General features: G+C 43.1%; 7 protein-coding genes. All 7 read right to left on the bottom strand.

The features are described 5' to 3' along the window. Positions 1 to 10: 10 nt before the first annotated feature. A complete protein-coding gene (locus BW716_RS29785) occupies positions 11 to 8,476 on the bottom strand; it encodes an RHS repeat protein (protein WP_143709114.1) in 8,466 nt (2,821 codons plus the stop codon). 103 nt (positions 8,477 to 8,579) lie between these two features. After that, positions 8,580 to 10,838, bottom strand: coding sequence for a hypothetical protein (locus BW716_RS29780; protein WP_083729721.1), 2,259 nt, complete (start codon positions 10,836 to 10,838; stop codon positions 8,580 to 8,582). An 8-nt stretch (positions 10,839 to 10,846) separates the two neighbouring features. Beyond that, entirely contained in the window at positions 10,847 to 18,604 is a 7,758-nt protein-coding gene (locus BW716_RS29775; protein ID WP_083729720.1) for a DUF5977 domain-containing protein, read from the bottom strand. A 111-nt stretch (positions 18,605 to 18,715) separates the two neighbouring features. Next, positions 18,716 to 18,955, bottom strand: coding sequence for a hypothetical protein (locus BW716_RS36460; RefSeq protein WP_143709113.1), 240 nt, complete (start codon positions 18,953 to 18,955; stop codon positions 18,716 to 18,718). Positions 18,956 to 19,414: 459 nt separating this feature from the next. Then, on the bottom strand, positions 19,415 to 20,713 hold the full coding sequence (locus BW716_RS29770) for a hypothetical protein (RefSeq protein ID WP_083729719.1): 1,299 nt from the start codon (positions 20,711 to 20,713) through the stop codon (positions 19,415 to 19,417). A gap of 147 nt (positions 20,714 to 20,860) precedes the next feature. Beyond that, positions 20,861 to 21,424 carry a nucleoside monophosphate kinase gene (locus BW716_RS29765; protein ID WP_083729718.1) on the bottom strand — a complete coding sequence of 188 codons (564 nt, stop codon included), beginning with the start codon at positions 21,422 to 21,424 and terminating at the stop codon, positions 20,861 to 20,863. A 20-nt stretch (positions 21,425 to 21,444) separates the two neighbouring features. Beyond that, on the bottom strand, positions 21,445 to 21,720 hold the full coding sequence (locus BW716_RS29760) for a hypothetical protein (protein WP_083729717.1): 276 nt from the start codon (positions 21,718 to 21,720) through the stop codon (positions 21,445 to 21,447). Positions 21,721 to 22,076: the final 356 nt, after the last annotated feature.

The following is a 22,076-nucleotide window of genomic DNA, read 5'->3' as shown; positions in this document are numbered from 1 at the left end:
ACATTAAGCATCAATTATTCCTGAACCAAGTAGGCCTGTTAGTATTATAAGATCTCCATATAAAATTCCCTTTAGCTTGTGGCCTCAGGAATCGCTCCTGATAAAAAAATCCTGCATTTATTGCACGAATATCTGCCTCAGAATCTGGTGCATGATTTCTTATCATTTCGTGCCGGTCATCGCCCCACATCACAAGATCATGACACATGTTCATTCGAGCAGCAGCAACTCCGAAAAGAAAATTACCAGCATCTGGCAGGTTATATATATAGTTCAAATGGTAATCCTTACTTCCATTAAAATAAAAGAATCCTCCATTAAAATCCCATATGCTATAATTATCATCTATAGTTCCTCCAGCACTTTTTTTATTGGGATCAAAATTATCCCCTTCCCTATCTGCCAGGTTATGAACCAGATAATTTTGTCCAAAATCCAATGGGCCAAATGCACCTCCAATTCCTGCTAAAATGTGGCTTATAATGGGTATTCGTACGTGACTAAACCATGCCTTATTAATTATATAATTTACATTTTCTGGTGATAAGATCCTTACCATTTGATCGCCAACATTGAAACTACTAACCTGAAAATAATCATCTTTCCCACCATTAAGAAACACCCTTTCAGTTATATTCTGGCTTTTACCATTTATCACCTCTGTATGATTATATAAAACAACACCATCCTCTTTTTTATTAGTTTTAGTCACAATACCTTTTGAATTGAATATAGCAGTATCTCCCAACTGATCGAAATTCGCTATTGGATTATTAGTAAATGTTGCATATAAACTTAGGTCCGTTTCTGGTTTAGGGTCCTTATTCCACCTTCTTCCTATCCTTGCATCATACTCCCAGAACTCTGCTGTATAACTATTAGCATTACTAAAAACCTCATCACTTTTTTCCTGTCCATTGAACCCATAACGATAGTCCCCGGCACTACTCATTCCTCCTCCAATACCTCTACCTGGCATGAACATACCAAATGGATAATACTCTTGTGAAGATAGAAGATATGGTTCATAATGATCTATATTATTTTCTTCCAGGGACGCACCTATTTTATGGTCAGATACTGTAACTAATACATTTCCAAGATGATTACTCAGTTCATAGAATCTTTTACCTCTGGTAAAATTAATATTTATACCAATCCCTAACCCTGACATATTTGTTGAAGGCAAAGTACCTTTGTTTTCAACATTGACTACCACTGAGTTAATCCCCAATCGATTGGTTCCGTACAAATGTGCTTCTGTCTGACTCAGGGACCCATTGTTAACCGTACTATCACCTTTCGTATAGATACTCATCACATTACCCGTAGCATCACGTACATACCACGTCTCTACCCCATTCACCCGCTTACTGATCCTGTTCCCTCCAACATCATACGTATAATTGATCTCACTTCCATTCGATTTCTTTATCCTGCTTATCTTCCCATACAATGTCCATTCTATACTATCAATTCCAGCTCCCTGATCTGATATCAGATTGCCAATTGCATCATATTGATAATTCCCTGCTGTCTGACCATCTATATCATTTTCATAATTGGTGGCGCTCACAGTGTCATATACGAAGTCCAGCTGATTGGTTCCCGTCCGGTAGGTATATCTTAAGGAATCCATCCCTAACGGCGTGCCCGCAAAACTATGATTACCATTCCGCCGGTAGCTAAGAATATTACCATTCGCATCATAACTCACCCGTTCCTTAAAGTCGTCCAATACCTCCGGTTCCCATATATTCGTACTGGTATTCAATCCTCTTGATACCTGCATCCCCGTGAGCCGGTTCAGTACATCATAGCTATAATTGGATTGTAACGGTGTACCTACTGACGGAAGATTTTGGCTAATGGCGGAGATATTGCCATTAAATAAAGGCTTCAGGTTAGTACCGGATGCAAAGGGATTGACTGTGCCTATGGGCGAATAGTCCCTTCCACCATAATAATGTAATGCAAATCCAAATACATCCTTTGCTACCTGCGTTCCACTACCGCCATCGCCTCCCGGATCATAACCAGGGGTCACCGCAGTACTATTTACCCCTTTTAACCAGCCCTGAACTGTATATGCATAATCTACTCCCTGTACCTGTTCCTGACCTAAAACCATCCTACCTAAAGGCCCATGCTTATAATACTGGTAATATGCATCATTATCCCAATTAATACTATCATGACTCGTCTCTACATTCGTTAAACGGTTCTGCGCATCATAGCTGTAACGGTGATAGAAAGCATCCTGCCGACCCGGTTGATAGCCTGCTGCATTCACCTTTCCACTGATCAGATCATAGCCATATACCATCTTCTTAAACCGGTTATCACTCTCCTGCATACCTCCCTGCTTATAATCCTGCAATAAAGTATCAACATTCCCATGCACATCATAGCTATAAAATGTGGCTGTTGCAAAACCCATCGTATCCTGAGCTGCAGCATCATTGAATAATGCCGTCCAGGATACCCTGTTGCGAAGATTCCCTGGGGTTAGGTATAACTGAGATAACGAGCTATACGCTACATCATATGTCGTTTTCGTAATCTGTTTACGCGAATTATTCGCTGCGGCCAACCAGTCTGATAACAAAGTAGTATCCCGGCTGATGAAATCATTCATTACTGCAGCACTCGTCAGCTCTCCGACTTCATTGATCCTACCCAGTGCATCGTAGGTCGTATAACTGTACTTATTATCGGTGCGCTGCTTTGCATGCTGCGATAATGAAAGACGGCCCAATCTGTCGTACCAGAAATGGCTCTCACCTCCATCAGGTGATACCTGCGATACTACCTGGTTAAGCGTATTATAACGGTACTGCGTTGCCATCGTATGTGCTGGCACCAATGGTATTCCCGCTGCCCTGGCCGCCCTTACCCTGTTCACCCAGTCAGTTGAACGATCTATCACCACTCCTGCCGGTGGAATCGTCTTTATAAGATTCCCCGCCTGATCATAATAGTAAAGCGTATAATGATACTCACTCGTACTATACGTCACGGTAAAAACCTCCTGCTGACCACCCGCAATTGCCATCGCCAGGTAATCGGCATCAAAGCTCCCATTCAGGGAATCCTTGTAGGAATTATAGATCTCAGTTCCCTTACTGACTGCAAAGAACTCATTATCCGTACAATTTGTGACACTATTCACAGCCACTGTTCCAAACACCGGTGTCGAATTGCCACATAATAACGGTCCACCATTGAGTGTATAACACGAATCACCTACAATACAACCGCTCGTATAATGAACCGTACCTGCATCACTGGTACTCGTATTAAAGTCCGTTACATTGCTGACCGATTTGCTCCTATAGGTATCCCACGTCGCTTTTGTATTTGTATTGATCACTACGCTGTCATCTGCATTTACAAAGAGACTATCACTACAGCCTATCTTCCCCGTATAGTGGCTTATCATTAACACCCCATTATTCCCTATATTCCCCGCTGATGCATAATTGCCGTCAGGACGCTGTATTACTGAACTCAATTCCACGGCAGTATCCAACCTTATCAACTCTGACCATTCCAGATTATTATCCTTATCTACTTCCCGCCATATCACGCTTTCTATACCTGAGGATACGCTCTCTACTGCTACATATCCACTATCCCCTGTCGGGTACAGCGGCATAGACTGTACCAGGTTATCTCCTGATATCTTCCCAAACTCTTTATAATAAAGCACATTCCCCACTTCATCAATCCCCATCACAAGATGATGGTTCTCCGTCGTGGATATTCCATACCCCGTTATATTGAACATATAACCATACGGCTTCTTATAGATCTCCCCTCCAAAACTGGAGACCCAGCCATTAGTATGGTTCCGGTAATAACGCTTTGTTGATATCTGTGACCCGGTGGACAAATCCATTTTAAGAACGAACGTCTCAAAATATGGAACGGCATACGTGCTTCCCAGTACTACAAGTGTATCATTGTTCTGTAACAGACTGTAGCCTTCCTCACCACTGCTGTTACCTATTTGTTTTACCCATAATGCATTGCCTGTGCTATCAAGCAAACCTACTATAAAGTCTGCTACCGTATTGGCAATGTTGTACTTGCCGGTAAATGCATAACCGCCACCTGTCGTCTGGATGATATCTGTGCCGACCTCCCCATACGTCGTCGAATATTGCACGGATCTGCTCCAGGAGACGATCCCTCCACTATCCAGCTTGACTATATATGCACCCTGTACATAAGAGGCGCCACTCGTTCTCCCTATAGCTATAAATCCCCCATCTGACGTCTTTCTTACCTTCAAAAAGTAATCATCCAGTGATCCCCCATAACGTTTCGCCCACAATATATTCCCCAGTGAGTCTGTCTTTACCAGGTAAGCATCCGTATCAGAGTCCTGGTCCGTAGAATCTGCGACTGTCTTTATACGGCCCGCTAACAAATACCCCCCATCCACTGTGCTGATCACGTCACTAAACATCGATATACTGTCACTCGCATAGACATGTAACCCTCCGGTAGGATCTCCTATTTTCTTACAGACTATGCTGTCTTTTGAACTGTATAAGGTACAGGTATCCTCAATAAACGCCAGGTATTCCCAGGCCTGTTTGGAGAAGCCGGTATGAGAGTTCATATAAGCGGCAAACAGGGAATTTACCTGCTGCTGCTTTGTGCTATCCCCATCCTCTTTTGTTGGTTTTAGTGAAGGATAGGTTGATTTAAAACTAGTATAAAGATCATTGATAGTTGTACACGAAACACATGCTGCCGCTGTATTACATTGTATCAGCGCCGGGATGGTGATCGCGGGTGTCACATAGGTACAAGCTGCGTTGTCAGGATCACAGGCAGACAATAATGCATCTAACTGACTTTCTGTTAAAGCCGTACTGCGCGTCCGATTCAAATAAGCGGAGAAAGTACTGTCTGTGTTTTTCTTAAAAGCGTTGTATTCTATTTTCAGCGTATTAAGCGTATTACATTCACATGCTGTTGGCTTGGTATAAGTCGTACTTTCTGCATATACTGCCTGTGCATCATATGGAAGCGGCGCTGTTACCAGCAGGTAATTACAGTTTAATGTATCCGTAATATTATGTGCGTTGTTGTATTCATCTATTATAGCCTGAAAACTGCTGTATTCATTTGTACTACCAGGTGCCACAGTACTGGATCCCATTACATGGGTCGCATCTGCTCCTGCTTTACAGACAGCCAGCATCTTTGGAATAAATATCTGATTGATGACTGCGGTATCATAATAAGCACAGGTTTGCAACTGGCTGAGCCAGGTACTTACATAGCTCTGACAATTGGATGCGTATGTCGCTGCTAAATTCGCAGCTACTGAATCTTTTGCTTTTGTTGAATCACCGCTGGCGATATAACTGATGCCTGAAGATGTTAAAGCCTTTGAATAATCTGTAAAATGAACTGACTTCCCGGCGGCGATCAGCTCATTGGTGGTAGCGGTACATTTGGTCAGCTGGATTAAACTATCCAGCATACGTGTTTTTGTGGCTAAATACAATTCCCTGAATGTACGCCATGCCATATCCAGGTCACCGTCACACATGGTACTTTCGTTAAATGCACTCGCCATCGTTTTGTAGCTGGCTACGCAATCACTGCCCATTCCATCACATTTTACACCGATGGTCGATACACTGTACATAGAGATTCCCTTAGTAGTATCAGCAACATCTGAATAGAACTTCAGTTTCTTATTCAGCATGGTAGACTGCGTGGCTGCCATAGGGTCTATATTAGCTGTGACTGATTTAAATGGGATATTATTATTGCCTGTAGGGTTCAGGAAACCGGAATCCCGCGCAGCAGCGTAAGTATTTACTGCCTCAAATCGCCTGTCCCACAGGAGGCTGCTCTCGTAAGACTGGTAAACCAGGAATTTGCAATACTCCGGATGGTATTGCAATAATGAATTTGCCCAGGATGGTTTGAACTTCGCAGAAAAGTCTTCTGCACTGAGTGACTGTGGTAATACAAACCCACCCACACTTTCGTCATACACACTATCTACAGTGCCTGTGGAACTCTTGTAACTAAGGGTCTTCAGGCTATAAAGTGGCTCCGAATCATTATCGTCAGAGTAGAAGATGGAATAAATATCACTTGAATCTTCTACATTGGCATACTGACCTGAGGATGGTGACATATCTTCCAGCATGGCTGTTCTCATCTCATCGACTGGTGAGGTGGTGTTACAAAGCGCATTACAGGCGTCTACGGCCTCATTATAGGCGGTGAGTGCCTCCGCACGATATCCTGCACTGTCCTGGGTCGAGATACCTGCCTTCGTCAGATATTGGGTACGGAAAGCATTCCAGTCACCTACACTGTCGCGGCAGGATTGACAATCGGGTACACATGTTGTATTTACCTGCAGATCACGCTGCTCCTGGATGATTTGAGACAGGGTGGTACACAGGTTGCGCAACATAAAGATGCTGTCACGATAATAGGCCATTGCTTCACGATTCACTGTCAAACGCTTCGTGATCATGTAGCTACCTTTCTCCAGGTTTTGAAGGGTGAAATCTGCTACGAATGATTCAGGCGTTCCACAATTGGCAATGATCGAATCTGCTTTGAAATTATGGTAAGTGACCTGGTATGGGCTGCCACCCAGGTGTTGGTTGTACACGTCGTCTGTGATGGTGATCTCAAGATCATATAAGCCATTATAACATACCGTATCTCCATTACAATCTGGTTTACGAAGTACCGGAGGCGTTAAGGTATAGTGGAAATGGTAATCCCCTTTCTGCGTCACCAGTTGGCTATGTGTACTTTCAAGGGTCAAATCTTTGATCGTGTTACTACCAGCCCTGGATAAAGTATCTGTGACTGTAAATCCTATATTGGAAGAAAGATTCTCCAGGTCAGCACTGTCTGCCACGCCAGCCAGTGCTGTCGCCACTGTACGGCCATGCATATCTACATAAGAGACGGACATCTGCCCATTGGCATCCTGCACTGTGTTCTTAAAATAATGAGACTTGTCACCGGCTTCTGTGCCAAACAATACATCCAGATCATTATCATTAGGTGCATCATAATAATATTTGGTCTCATGGTTGCCTCCCAACCTAAAGGTCTCACCCAGCCCCCCCTGCCTGCTGATCCTGTTAGTATTATCCTGGGTATATACTGTTTCTGTAAACGCATACCCCCCTGCATCTGGTATATAGCGGTTCATGCCTTCATCCTTCTGTGGATTATTGGAAGAATAATACTGGTTGGCACCGCTCTCTGTGGACATCTTTGCAGCACTTGCTGTCAGGAATGCCTCCGGAGTAGGCAAGGTATCATAATTACTCTTATCGTATTCTCCATTCAGACCCCGGTTGAAATTGCGGGAATATTTTATTACTGAACTCAATGTAGGAGAAGGCATGACCTGGATCGTTTCTCGGCCCTGATAGTCATATAGTTTCTCTCCAACAATTGTCGTATTTGTTGTATTATCTTTTGTGACAGTCTGCCGGTTCCTGAGTGAACCATCATAATAAGCTACAACCACATTTCGCTTACCTTCTTCTGCAAAACTCACCTTTGAATTCCAGTTCAGGGAACGCTGGTGTCCTACAAAATCAAAACTGCCCAGGCCACCGCTGAATGCAGAACTCCAGGGCGTTTCTATCCTGGCATAACTACCTTTATCCTGCACGGCACGGGCCCGGAAAAACAAAGTACCTTTCCCATCATACAATAATGGAATACTGTATGTAGTACCCGTGATCGTTACACGGGAAGCATTGTTCCTGAATAACAATACCGGGTTAATAGGATTACCATATTTATTAGCTGCCAGTGCACTGGAATCTACATAGGTCCATTCCAGGTCATATTCATCTGCACCGGTTAGTGCTGGCCAGGTAACGGTCAGTTCATCGGTAGAATCAGTATTTGCAGTGGCAGTATATGAAATTGACTTTACAGCATCATCCGTACAATTCAATGCATACGTCACCTGTACATCCATCTCATTTTCCAACAACAATGAATTTATCACTTTATCATTATCATTGGAAATATTCAGACTCAGTAACTTCAAGGTCACCTGATGTGTATTGTTAAACACAAAACTACTGCGGCTTGTATAAGCAACATTCTTAGAATAATTGATTTGGAGTGATTGGTCTACTGAATCAATCACACTGTCCGGACGTTTATAAATAACACGCACCGTAGCCACTGCGTTGAACGTATCGGGCAATAGCCTGCCTGAATATTCATTGATATGGAAAACGATAATATTCTTTGCAGAATAAGGTGTATCCAGTTTTGTATTGCCTGAGAAAAACACCGAATCTTTCACTTCAATACTCGCATTGACAACCAATTCGCCCTTACTACCATCCAGGCTTTTTTTCAGGACGGTGATCCTTTGGGCATGACTACTTATCGCCACAAAAAGGCATAGGGATAAAATCAGCCATTTATAAAATTCTTTCATAATCATTTCAGGTTAGGGGTACCCAATAATATTTTGTAATCTCCTGCAACCAACATAGCGAGTGTGAATATTAATAAGAGACGCTTCATCTATTTAATATCTTTTAATAATCATTCAACAACGCACTCCTTGACTCTGTGATAGTCATCACCCCTCTCTCCGTCTCCTTCTTCAAACGGATCAAACTACCATCATCATCATACTCATAAAACGCCGCATAGTTATTCTCATCCAGTTCCGCCATCAGTCGGAGTGTTTCTGCATCGTATACATAAGACTTCATGTTCGCATTGTAAGGATGAATGCGCAGGTCATCGAAGTAGACAGTATTACTCCCCGTATTCTGCATATTCACTGCCAGCGCAGTGGCATCTGTTGCCACATCCACGACCACTTCATAACGTTCCCAGCCTTCAATGATATTTCCGGATGGCGTTGCCACCGTACTGATATTACCTGCTGCACGACCAACTACTATGCTTACCTGATTACCGGTGTAAGATGTACCATCACACTGTCCGGATTCTTTCACCCATACACTTACCACCATACGTTTTCCTGCTATCGGAGAGAATGAAGGTATTAAGGCATCCGATCCAGCTACGATTCTCTTCAATACGGTACTACCATTGGTACTACAGGTATTCGCCGTTGTAGTATACCCTAATTCGAATGTATTATCGTCAGCAGCTGCGACTGTCGCTGTAATGCCCGCACTACTGCCTGCATTGACACGGAGACTGTAACGGCCTGTATGTGCTTCGGTCGTATCAAATGCGCTCTTGTACGCAGAGAAATCAAAGTTTCTTGGTACGGAACAGACACTGTCGCAGGTACTACCTATATAGTCATAATCTTCAAACCCTTCATAACCGATCTCACGGAAACGGGCATTCTGTACCACGGCTGTTGCCAATGCATCCTGGTAACCATATATAGCGGCGTTATACCTTCCTAAGGGATCTTTGTTCTCCATCTCTGCGCCTTTCCGGTTAAATAAGGTGCTCTCACTATTCCATACCCATCTGGAGACTGCGGTATCCTGTGCTTGCCAGGTACTATCTGTCGTCATCTTCCAGAAACCAGCATAATTCAGGAATGTTCCATCTGTACGAATATGGGTACTGTCTGTCGGGTCTGATTCTTTTCTGGGCCCATAGTAGGCAAAAGATCTGTATGGTTGCCAGTTGCCCGTCAAGCCATAGGTATATGGGTTCACGCTGGTATCTGTGACGGCACTGTAGCAAATACCGGATGCCACATCTTTACAGGTATAGCAGCTATCAATATATAACTGGGCAACTACACCCGTATCTGTTGCAAATGTCCAGGTGATATCCAGGTACGGGCGTTTTGTTGTATCAGCATTTCTTTGTGAACAAAACGTAGCATACAAGGAATAAGGATCTGTAAACTGAGACGGAAGTGTCTTATCGTTCTTCAGGATAATGCCATTGTCCAATATACGTTTTGAACCAGTTAAACCAGAGACCAGATCAAAGGAGAAATCCTGAAAATGATTATCCGCTGCCACTACATCACCTACAGACGATCCTCCAAGTACATGAATGAGTACAGGGTCCATTTTGTACGTCCAGGGATCGGAAGAAAAATACAGGGTACCGATGGACTGGTAATCTGTTTCTGACCTGATCACATGGGCGTTTGTATATGTAGACGGATAAAACCCCGTAGGATCAGCAAACAGGTTTAAGGTAGCTGAAAGAATAATCGCATCATCCGGAATATTTACAGCACTGTCAATCGCCATCACGGATGTCAGCTGATAAGTACCCGTACTGTTTGCTGAAAATCCTACCCGCATGTTAGTCGCTGCTGTATCCATTCCATACTTTGCAAAGCTGGTCACCGTGGGGAAGATATCACTGGTGGCTGATATCATGTAGGTATTCACGGAACGGGTCACCAGGTACTTTTTATGTACGGGCTTCCCATAGTTGAAAGATACTTTACCAGAGTTATCACAGTCTGTGCTGGCCAGTTTTGTGAAATTCACGGTGCCATTGTTGACAGCATTCAATACGACGGCACAATCTCCTAACCGCGCCTTGTACTGACTGCCGGAAGTAGCTGTAGTAACGGCATAGAAATAGTTATTGATATTATTCGTCAGGATCGAACAGCCTGAATAGGACACTGAATAACCAGCAGCATTTGCATCTTTTATCAGCGTGGATAGCAGGATATGATCTGACTCCTTAATGTAAAGCCGGTTGGACGCGATCAGGTAATCGAACAACGGCTTCAGGCAGGTACAGGCACAGGTGGCTGTCGCCCCCTGTCCGGAGACCCTAAGTCCTGTTATAATTATTATGAGTGTCAGAAAAAAATATTTCCGCATATATAAGATTATTGTAAATACAGTAAAATGTTGATCGTACTTCCGGTGACGGTCCATGTTTGTGTACCGGAATAAACATTCTTAGCAGTACCATTTACAGAAGCATAACCCGCCGTCATAGCAGCGATGGTAACAACAAATGTAGTTGCAGTAGTACTGTACGTTTTTGAAGTGCCATTGGTGGCCAGCAGGTCTGTTCCATCATAAGTACCACTCATAATCGTTGTTCCGGAAGACGTCTTTATAGAAATAGTACCATGGGCCGTATTGGCAGTATGTCCTGATGGAGACGGATTAATATTGACAGTGACTGTTTGCGCTGTACATGTCCCATTCGTATTGGCATAGGTCTGACCATTTGCTAATGTATCGGCTGCTGCTTTTGAATTTGCATCGGCATAGCTCACGGTAGAGGTATATTTACCGGCAGCTACGCTGTAAGTAACTGAACTGCCTGTATATCCCGTTCCACAATTGTTCCTCGTATAGGTGCGGCTCATCGCATCGTTCGTATAGGTACAGGTACCATTCGTATTTGCATAGGTTTGGGCGTTGGCTGTCAGATCCGCACTTGCCAAACTATCTGCACTCGCCTGGCTGACCGTACTGCTATACTTGCTGGCGGCTACGGTGTAGGTCACAGAAGAACCAGTTCCATTTGTGCCACAGTTGTTCCGTGTCTTGGTAGATGTTACGGCTGTATTATAGAAGGTACAGGTACCATTTGTATTTGCATAGGTCTGGGCATTGGCTGTCAGATCCGCATTCGCCAAACTATCTGCACTCGCCTGACTGACTGTACTACTGTATTTATTCGCAGCTACGGTGTAGGTCACTGAAGAACCCGTACCACCGGTTGCACAGTTGTTACGGGTTTTCGTAACGCTTACTGCTGTGTTATAGAAGGTACAATAACCGTTTGTATTAGCATAAGTTTGTGCATTCGCAGTCAGATCCGCATTCGCCAAACTATCTGCACTCGCCTGACTCACTGTACTGCTGTATTTATTCGCAGCTACGGTGTAGGTCACTGAAGAACCCGTACCACCGGTTGCACAGTTGTTACGGGTTTTCGTAACGCTTACCGCTGTATTGTAGAAGGTACAGTAACCGTTTGTATTCGCGTAGGTCTGTGCATTCGCTGTCAGATCCGCATTCGCCAAACTATCTGCACTCGCCTGACTCACTGTACTACTGTATTTATTCGCAGCTACGGTGTAAGTCACGGAAGAACCCGTACCACCGGTTGCACAGTTACTTTTGGTCTTGGTCACACTTACCGCTGTATTGTAGTAAGTGCAGGTTCCATTTGTATTTGCATAAGCCTGTGCATTATTCGTGAGGTCCGCATTCGCCAAACTATCGGCAATCGCCTGACTCACTGTACTGCTCCATTTACCTGCTGCTACCGTGTAGGTCACTGAAGAACCGGTGCCACCAGATGCACAGTTGTTACGGGTTTTAGTAACACTCACCAATGTATTATAGAAGGTACAGGTGCCATTTGCATTCGCATAAGCCTGTCCCAGTGACGCCAGTCTGATCTTCGCCAGTGAATCTGCAGCTGTCTGACTGACTGATGAAGAATCTGTACCTGCTGCAAGGTTGTAGGTGACTGATCCTCCTGTACCACCTGAAGCACAGTTGTTCTTTGTGTAGCTACCACTCTGTGCAACGCTATAATAATAACAGGTGGAATTATTTGCCTGCGATTGTGCCTCAGAAAGTGCCCATGCATAAGCGGTTGAATCAGCTGCAGCCTGGCTTACATAAGAATGAGAGAAACCTGCTCCTACTGTATAAGAAGCAGTAGCACCCTTCGACCCCGCAGCACAATTGTTCTTACTTGTTGTAGCAGTTTGTGCTGTACTTGCATAATAAGCGATACATACGCCATGTGCATTGGCGTACAACTGTCCGCTATCACTCATCAGCTTCTGCGCCATGGAGTCTGCAGCGGCCTGGCTTACCGTTGAATAGAATTTATTGGCAGGCACCACATAAGAAACGGCATACCTGCCTATATATCCGCTGGAACAATTACTAACAATGTAAGACCTGCTCAGCAGATGGTTACCATAAGTTGTCTGTGTCACCCCACAATCCGCGGCATCCCCCCCTGCATACTTTGCATATGCTTCAGGTACACAAGTGGTCACTGTACCGGACTTCCTGCTATCAGGTACTTTCCAGGTTGATTTATATTGTACTGCTGCGGCAGCAATTACTTTTGACGTACTATCTATCACCAGCTTGTAACCAGTACTGGTTTGTACAAGCGGGTTTTTCAATAATGATACATTACTGATGGCTGCACCTATATTCTTTCTCCCTGACTTCACCACCTTCAGGGTAATATCATTCCCTGTAAAAGGTTGTCCATTCTCATCTACAAAATAGATATCAGGACTACCACCGTTCTGCTCATTGGCATCCACTGTATACATCAGCCCTGTAGCAGGGAAGGTGGCCACATGAGGCGCACAATCTTCTCCACCTGTTTTAGGCTTACTGTAGATCAATATCTTATCACCCCCTGCAAAGTAATCTGTTACTTTAGCTGTTGCAGGCAGACCACTTGTAATACGACCCTGCCTGATATAGATATTTTTCAGGATCACCCCGGTATTCTTATAGGCCCCACTCATCCCATCGTAGGCCCAGCCGGCCGGCATGGTGAAATTATATATAGGATCGTTGAACTCATTTTGCGTGCTGGTCAGGAGTACATTCCCCGTTTCGCTGTCGTACAGCAAATTGCGGGTACTGATCTTACTATCCTTATCCGTTACCACCACACTATCCAGTATACCATGACGGTAGATCACTTTGGATACTGCCGCTGAATGATACATGGTCTCTTCTTTATTATATACACTCAACGCTACAGGTATAAACATGATCGGAGGCCATGGGAAGGTGAACATATCTCCATTCACCTGTACGGTCACAGCGGTAGATACAGAGCGTTCTTCCCGCATATCCGTCATCAGCTCCATGTCCTTACCAATTACAGCAGTAGTGTCAATCACCCCTTTAGGTGTCATGGCCATCACTGTATTATTAAGATGCTTAGTCGTTGCCTGCTGATCATCTACACGATAATAATTAGTAGTAGAGGCAACGGGAGTAGTCGCATTTGTTTCACTATAAGAAGCCTGTGATTTCAATCGACCATTCATATCATTCAACTCCACTTTGAAACCCTGACTGACAGCGATATAATGTTTTGAATTGATACGCAGCAGGTTGCTCAGTGCCGGTTTATAACGTTTCTTGTTATCTGCCAACAAGGTCATATCAGTTAATGTAGGGAAGTCATAACTGGTATAGTAGCAGTTCTCACCATACCCATTTGCAGAACGGGTTTTATTTGCATGGATGGTTCTCACACGCACTTTACTATAACCTACACCTGGAGATGGAAAGAACGATTCTCCCAATGGCAGCTCTGTATAACCATTTACAATAGGTGCCAGTGCAGCTACCTGCTGGTTATATTCCAATGGTGTTCTCCATGGGTTTTCATCTGCACCGATCATTGGCTCATAAGTAGCCACCCCACTGCTGATAGTATCTGTTTTACCATTGATATCTTTGGTAGTGGTATAAATATATTCCTGACCGTATACAGATTCTTTCTGTTTGGTCATCTCATTCCAGTTGTCAAATATCCGGATGCGTTTTACACGAATACCACCACCATACTTTTTATAGTAAGGGTTATTGAGGCGAACATAACTGCGGCTCAGGTCTACTGACCTCGCCCAGTTCTTGGTCCTGGCAGCTTTGTCGAACGTAGCTAACATCTGTACGATATTACTTGCCTGACTAGCCAATATCTTGATCACATCTACTGCCGATACATCATCCCCTGTTTCAGAACCCGGATATGCTTTGGATGGCAGGTTCATTCTCAGGTAAGAGAAGGCAGCCTTCGTCAACGGGCTATAGAGACTTGTAGCCATGTCTATTTCACCATTTGTGCTGATAGCTTTCACACGGATATAGATGGTTTTACCTCCGTTAAAGAAACCATATTTGCTTTGATCCAGCGTAGCGTAGACAGGTACATACTCGCTGCCACTACCATATTTATCAGCAGGCATTTTCACATACAACCTGAAATAGACTTTTTCCATTCCTTCCAGGTAACGGGTATACACTTCTGCATTGCTGCTTACCGCTTTCGGTACATTGATCGATACGTATTGATTATCATACTGACCATTGTAGAGATTACTTTGCAGGTCGTCCGTTGAGTTGGGCGCACCTAAAGAGAAACCAGCAATGGTATACATCTGTGCAGCTCTCTTATTTTGTACATAAGCGTAATCATCACTTTCATAATCCACTTTGATACGACCACCTGCTGGCAGCTGGATAGAATCCAGCGTCCAGGCACCCACGTTTTGTGCAGCCAGTGTACTATCCTGTAATGAATATGGATAATCATTGTTATTGACCTGAGATGGGTTCTGACCAGATGGTTTGTAGGTACCCCAGCGATCCACCTCCTTACTGTTATAATCAGGATTCACGCCATTATAAAAGAATACATAAGGATGACGCTTACCCTTCTGGTTATTATTATAAGTGAACCAAACTTTCTTCAGGGTCAGTTTACCTTCGGCATTGATCCTACCGTTGGCTCCTTTACACAGATCATAGCTGTATTCAAAGTGAACCGTTTTAACAGGCTTTGGATTTGCCTTCATCAGTTCTGACTTTGTATACAAATTGATCTCTTCCAGCTTACGGCCATAATTACCTTTTTGTCTTACACCATTCTCATCTATGGCAGGCAGGTCATCACGACTGGCCAGTTTAAAGATGGCCACCATGTTCTTGGACTCAATAGAGTGCAGGTACCACAGTTCTTTCTGACCGTACACATAACTACCTTTATCATCGCGGTTATCTGTACGCTGGCCCTGGTTCAGGGATGCCTGATTCGGGATAGCAGGTGCAGGTGAACGCCAGTTGTACGGATTATTGATACCTGCTATCTTGGTATAGTTAAATTTGATTGCGTCACCTTTATCATCTGCAGTAATACCATTTCCTGTTAAATCCTGGTAGTCGGGAGACAACAGGGCAGTCAACAGGAAGGTATGCGCATAGGCTGGCATGAGTTCACTGGAATAATAATGGTCATTACCACTGCTATTACCCGTTGAGTTCTCAGCACCAGGTGTATATTTTACAAGGCCACTGTCTGCATTTCCTTTGGAAGCATCTACAGAGAAAGTGGCTTCTTTTTGTTGCAGGTTATAGATAGGCAGACCATAGATGTATCGCTTACCATCTGCATTGGTCACATCAATTTCAGAAATGTGATTCTTCTGGCGGAAAGAATTTACGCGTTTCTCTATGGAAACACTATCTACCATCAATGTATCTTTTGTAGATGTCAGATAAAGGTTTTCTGTCGGGACACGGATGCGATCCTGGGAAGGGTATTTCCATTCCAACATCGCACGCATGGAACCTTTATTATTATTATAATCCACGCGCACCTTATAATACTGGCCTGCCACAAGGTTTACTTTGGCAGAGTCCAGCGTTGCTACTATTCCAAAGTTGTCGATCAGGCTGGTATCATTCAGGAACAACCGGGCACCATCGTCATGATTTAAATAAAAAGTGTAATCACCGGTAACGGGTGCTTTGATACGGCCTGTCCATCTGGCGGACCACCTGGTATTTAATGGCGTCACATCGGCAGCACGGTCATAGTTAAAGACCGTCTGATTTGGCATATAAATTACTGTATCTACTTTTTCATACAGTTTCTTTTCAAAATTTCTATGAATAAAATACTGTCCCTGCAATCCCACGCCGTCTCCATCTACATCATCTGAAATAACAGCTGGACAAGGGGTCAGGCTATAATAATTCTCTGAATAGTTCTCAATAAATCGAGGAAACCCAGCCACACCGGCTTCTTCAGCCGTAAGGTAAGAGATGACCTGGTTTCTTTTCTCACGCCTTGTTCTCATAGAACTAAGGGTATCCATTGCCTCATCAGCCACCCATTTTTTATGCTGGTATATGCTCAGGTATTTGGTTGCCTGCAGGGTTGAGCTGCTGGTACTGGACTGGTTTAATTTCACGGTCACGACATCATCACCACCCAGTTTTGTATAATATTCCTTATCATTCACAGTCATCTCACCGGGGTTCCTGAAGTATGATCCTTCGTAGGTACCCAGAGAACTGGTAAATGGAGTTTGGGTATAAAATATATTATCCTTCAGCCACGCACCATTTTCAGTATAAGCATAAGTAAGACCTATTGTAGCACCGGCATGTACCAGGCCTCCGGCAGAAAGGTCAGCACCTGCGGTACCTGATACAAATTTAGTTTTGTTGTAGTGATCAAATACATGACCGATATCGCTGCGGTAAGCCCTGAAACTACCCCCTGTACCTTCACCTGACATCGCAAACACATCGTAGGTATAGGATGGAATACCAATATTAGGCACGGCGGGTTTCTCACGGTAAGGAATATCCTTTTCACGGTTATAATCCATCAATACACTCGTATTATTACCGGCACCCTGGTAGTTCAGATAACCATAAGCAGGCAGTGATCTATGCTGATCAGCTTCCTTTATTTCCTGTTTTGCATAGTAACCTTCAAATGCAAGCGTAGAAGAGCTTACCGAAGCATCGGTCCCTACTTTCAAGGTAAATGTCAGGTTGGTATTTGTATAAGGAAGAGTGACTGCAGGAGAATAAGAAGGATATGCAAAAGACATGATCGTACGACCTGCACCTGTGGAGCTGCCCCATTGATTGGTGGTAGTGGTCACTGTCTTACCGTCACTTCCGGTTTGATTTTTAGTTGAACTACTGGTCATGCTCGTACCCAATCCCAACGTCAGTGCTTTCATACCACTTCTGGAATTAAATCCTGTGCTAAGACCAACACTGCCACCCATGGTTCCGGTTTCCTTTGTCCTTTCCCAATTCTTTTTGTAATCCAGGCTGGCACCCACTGTAAAGCCATCTGTAGAGCTATTTGTAAGAGACAATCCTGCGGTTAATTTACCCATGGAGGCAGAGCCTACATTGATACTGGGACTAAGACCGGTTTCCATACCCCAGCCTTTGTAATTATTATAATTAATGCCGACACTCGCAGTAAGGGATAAAGAAAGACTGGCAGAATCACTACCGGTGAGCTTATTCAGCGGAAGACCCAGCAGCTCTTCAGACAACGCTACAGAAACACCTGCACTTACATTGGGTTTCATAGCAGAAACCTGCTGTATGGTATCTGTACCATTGAAATCATCGGGTAAGCCTCTCAGGTTTCTTGTGATGGAGCCCGGGTTCAGGTTCCAGCCAAGACCTACCCAGCTTGCATCCTGATCCATGCCTACGCCACTGTTATAACCCAGTGCCAGCGGATAACCGCCTACATCCAGCAATGGAATAGAATAGGAAAAATCTCCGGAGAACAGGTCGACCATGTTATCACTGTTCACCGAGTGGAAGTCCTGGCTTTCGGGTTGTGTAGGGCCACCGATAAATGCTTTGGATGTCATGGTACGACCAGCTGGGGTGTTTTTTTCAGCGGGTAGTACTGCTGCATTTTCCCTTACCGGCAATGGGGTTCTTGTAGTTGTTACGCTGACAGGAAATACCACAGGAGCGCCAAATGCATAATTCGGCAACACCGTTTCGAGATACATCACAACAAGCATCAGAGAAGCAATCAAACGCTTGCTTCCTGCGACATGTTTTAATATCATTTACGCTTTATTTATTGTTGTAGATAAATTTTGCATTCAAGTATTCCTTCCTGCCATTTTGCAGACGGAATAGATAATGTTGGTCATTGGTAAGAGCTTTCAGTACGATCTTTAACTGGTTAAGGTGATCGTTCTGGACAACGCTGTCTGTATAGGCTGATTGGTTGTGACATCAGTCATTATCACCTCTATCTTTACGAGGATAGGTGAAGACGATGTACTCACTAACAGCATGTTCCAGAGATGTGCTTTTTGCACTACTCCTGTAGGTGGCAATTGAACCGTCATGCTTACCTGGGCAACAGAATTAAGAAATAGCAGTATTAGTGCTATCAGGGCTAAGCGTCTCATTTAGAATTTTTTGGTATAGGTATATAGCATCTCATTCCATCTGGTAGGTATCGCTTCTTGAATGGGTTATAGAAGAATATCTATTTGGTGGATAGGGATATTTATTGGTATGTTTTGTCCCTTAAACAATTATACATGACACAGCACCTCCTCCTGTTAAGGAGAAAAACATCACTTATTTAACAACCGGGTAAAATCGTACTTCTGTAGATATCTTTAAATACTACAATAAGGGTTAATTTGTTGCTTGGTTTTGTTTTTTAAATTATTGTCCTTAATCGGCAACGTATACAGTCGGTTAAATGGTATGGGTACAGTACGGTGGGTCGGTATAGTCAACAACGTACTTATCAGGACAAAAGTATATAATAAAACGTGATTTCCAAATGTAAGTATAAAATATTTTCTCAATGATAGAAAAATGGCTGTACCTCAATCTTAGATACAGCCATTTTTTAATTATCTCACATCCTTTAGATTCACATCGACCTTGTCTCCATCCTTTCTGACATTCACTTTCATCTCTATTTCGGCCGTTGCGCCGGTAGTAGCATTGGCTGATTTATAGACATCACTTGAAGATAATACAGCTCCACTTGGATGCATTAAATAGCTTGTTCCGGCATAATAACTGTATGAATATGTGTGAGTATATCCAAAACTGGTAAGCAGGATATACTCTCCGGGCATCAGGTTTGTAAATTCAAAATGACCTTTGTCATCATACACGGTCGTCTTTTTTATACATGCCTCCACATTAGGATCGATAGGTACCGGTGGCAGCTTTTTACCTTTCGCTATCTTTTTATTCACCTCTTTCCATTCTTCGAGATAGGCAGAATTAGGCAGAATAGACACCACCGTTCCTTTAGGTGCATATTGTGCTTTGTTAATATTCACGGCTGCAATTCTTTTTACACTACTATGATCTCTTGCAAAAGCAGTACCTACGATCACACTGTTTCCCTTCTCTAATTTCTGCAAAGCTTCTTCTTTGTTAAATTTATTGGCGATCGGCTGGTAATCCAGTTCTTCATCTATGCATATTTCGGTGATACCGCCACCCGCAGGCATTTCTCTTTGCCATATTCTGTGACTTTTTTTATCAATGATATAAGTGTATACCGCACCGGTGGATTCTTCCAGTATATTCACCAGCCAGCTTTCGTGATTACCGGTTTTAGGAGAGCGTTGTATATAGCTTTTTACATCTTTTATAATGTAGTTGGACAATACACTGTCAGGGTTTTCTGTATAATAGAATTCCGGGATCACCGCCTTATAACCGACATCCAGCGGTAATGTTGTGAAGAACAGATCTGCCAGGTTAAAATCCACAAATTTACTGGCAGGTTTAATAGCTATCTGCTTATCCTTATCACCATTTACGTAGTGATATTTACCTGTAATGGTGTTTCCGAAATTCAGGTCTATTGAGTTCTTGATCCCTTCGGACTTGAAGGTAAGCGGGCTGAATGTTTTTGCATCGGCTACTGAAGTTCTTTTTCTATACCATTTATCATTTTCATCTTTGTAGTTAGCTACAAATTTTATCTCATTCCCCAGGATGGTGATATCATTTGTATAGGTTCCTTTTTTTGTCCAGGTATCCCCTTTTACATAATATATCGTGTACAAAGATCTGCCGGATTTTAAGTAGGACGTATTCACGTCCGGGTTACCGGGTAAAACAGTTTTCTGACTAAAGACGGCCAATGGCAATAGAAATAGAAATACCGATTTCAAGGTTGTTAGCATGGGTTCTTGTTTACGTACTAAAAAGATAGGTTTAGGTGCAAAAGTAATACTTTTAAATAAATCAGTGCAGGAAGTGCCTCCTTTTTGTAGTGCTCCCAAAAGTATCTAACTTTTTGGGGGCACATTTTTTTGAGGAGGCGCTTCTCTTTAAATTGTTTCTTTTATACTCTTTGTAATCTCTTCAATTGATCCAAGTCCATCAATATTCACCACCTCTAATTTCTCCTGCATATATTTAATTGCCGGTCTTGTTTGTGTTTCGAATATTTCAATCCGTTTCAAATGAGTGGCCGGATCCTGATCGTCTTTTCTATCTGATTCCTTTGCTCTTTTGAGTGCTCTTACCAATAATTCTTCTTTGGGTACTTCGATATTGATAACTTTATTTACCGTTAGTTGTTTTTGGGTGAAGAGATCTAAAATGGTGTCAACCTGGGGCCCTGTTCTTGGATATCCATCGAGGATAATTCCTTTTTGGTGTAGGTTTTCATCGATGATCTGACTGATTAAACCGAGCATGATATCATCAGGTACAAGATTCCCATTCTCTTCATAGCTTTTTGCTATTTTCCCAAAGGGGGTATTTTCAGATTTTTCTAGTCGTATTCTGTCTCCTGTAGAAATATGAATAAACCCTAAGGTGGTTTCAAGTATGGCGCATTGGGTACCTCTTCCACTGTAGGGAGGTCCGGTTATGATTAAAATTTCCATTATAAGGAATATTTATTTTTTTACAATAACAGTCCTACCATCAATGATACTTTCGGCCCACTCAACACACCATTTCTGCGCATCTGCATTGTTCCTGCCTCATTTCTCTCTTTGAAATAATCATTTATCTGATCGAAGGTCAGGATACTCTTTTGCTTTACCTGTATCATATACCCTGCCTCAAGACCGAATGATAGTCTACGCCAATGGCTACTGGCAGCTAATACAGGTTGTAATGCCGAAGCCTTTCTTACATATTTGACTTCTACCCTGTCTGCATCGTAAGTGTGGGTCACTGTCTCTGTGTAAAATTACAGGTTGTAGTGGGAAGCCCACCTGTCGAGTAAACAATGGATGCAGTTTGTGCATAGGATTTTGGAATTATGTATGCGCACATACATAATAGAATTAAAAGGATTCTCTTCATAAAAAATACTGAAAAAATAGGGTGAACAAATAATGATAAAGAGGGTCAACGAATTACTTATGTAAAGGTAAGAAGGAATAGCTAAAAAGGATAATTGCTTATTAATCATTAAGCACCATTCAAACCCAGGATGTATCAAAAATAAATGAATCTCCTTAGAACTGCATAAATGGAAACCTGGCTCCATCAGGTATCCGAATGAAATGAGCGTGTATCTTACTTTTG

The sequence above is a fragment of the [Flexibacter] sp. ATCC 35208 genome, assembly GCF_001975825.1.
Classification (GTDB): Bacteria; Bacteroidota; Bacteroidia; order Chitinophagales; family Chitinophagaceae; genus Chitinophaga.
Note: the sequence above shows the minus strand (reverse complement) of the source record. Positions and strands in the feature narration are given on the sequence as shown.

Bases quoted from the DNA above. Each gene is read 5' to 3' on its own strand.
- BW716_RS36460 (WP_143709113.1), bottom strand. From the start codon at position 18,955: ATGAGACGCTTAGCCCTGATAGCACTAATACTGCTATTTCTTAATTCT.
- BW716_RS29765 (WP_083729718.1), bottom strand. From the start codon at position 21,424: ATGGAAATTTTAATCATAACCGGACCTCCCTACAGTGGAAGAGGTACC.
- BW716_RS29780 (WP_083729721.1), bottom strand. From the start codon at position 10,838: ATGCGGAAATATTTTTTTCTGACACTCATAATAATTATAACAGGACTT.
- BW716_RS29775 (WP_083729720.1), bottom strand. From the start codon at position 18,604: ATGATATTAAAACATGTCGCAGGAAGCAAGCGTTTGATTGCTTCTCTG.
- BW716_RS29785 (WP_143709114.1), bottom strand. From the start codon at position 8,476: ATGAAAGAATTTTATAAATGGCTGATTTTATCCCTATGCCTTTTTGTG.
- BW716_RS29770 (WP_083729719.1), bottom strand. From the start codon at position 20,713: ATGCTAACAACCTTGAAATCGGTATTTCTATTTCTATTGCCATTGGCC.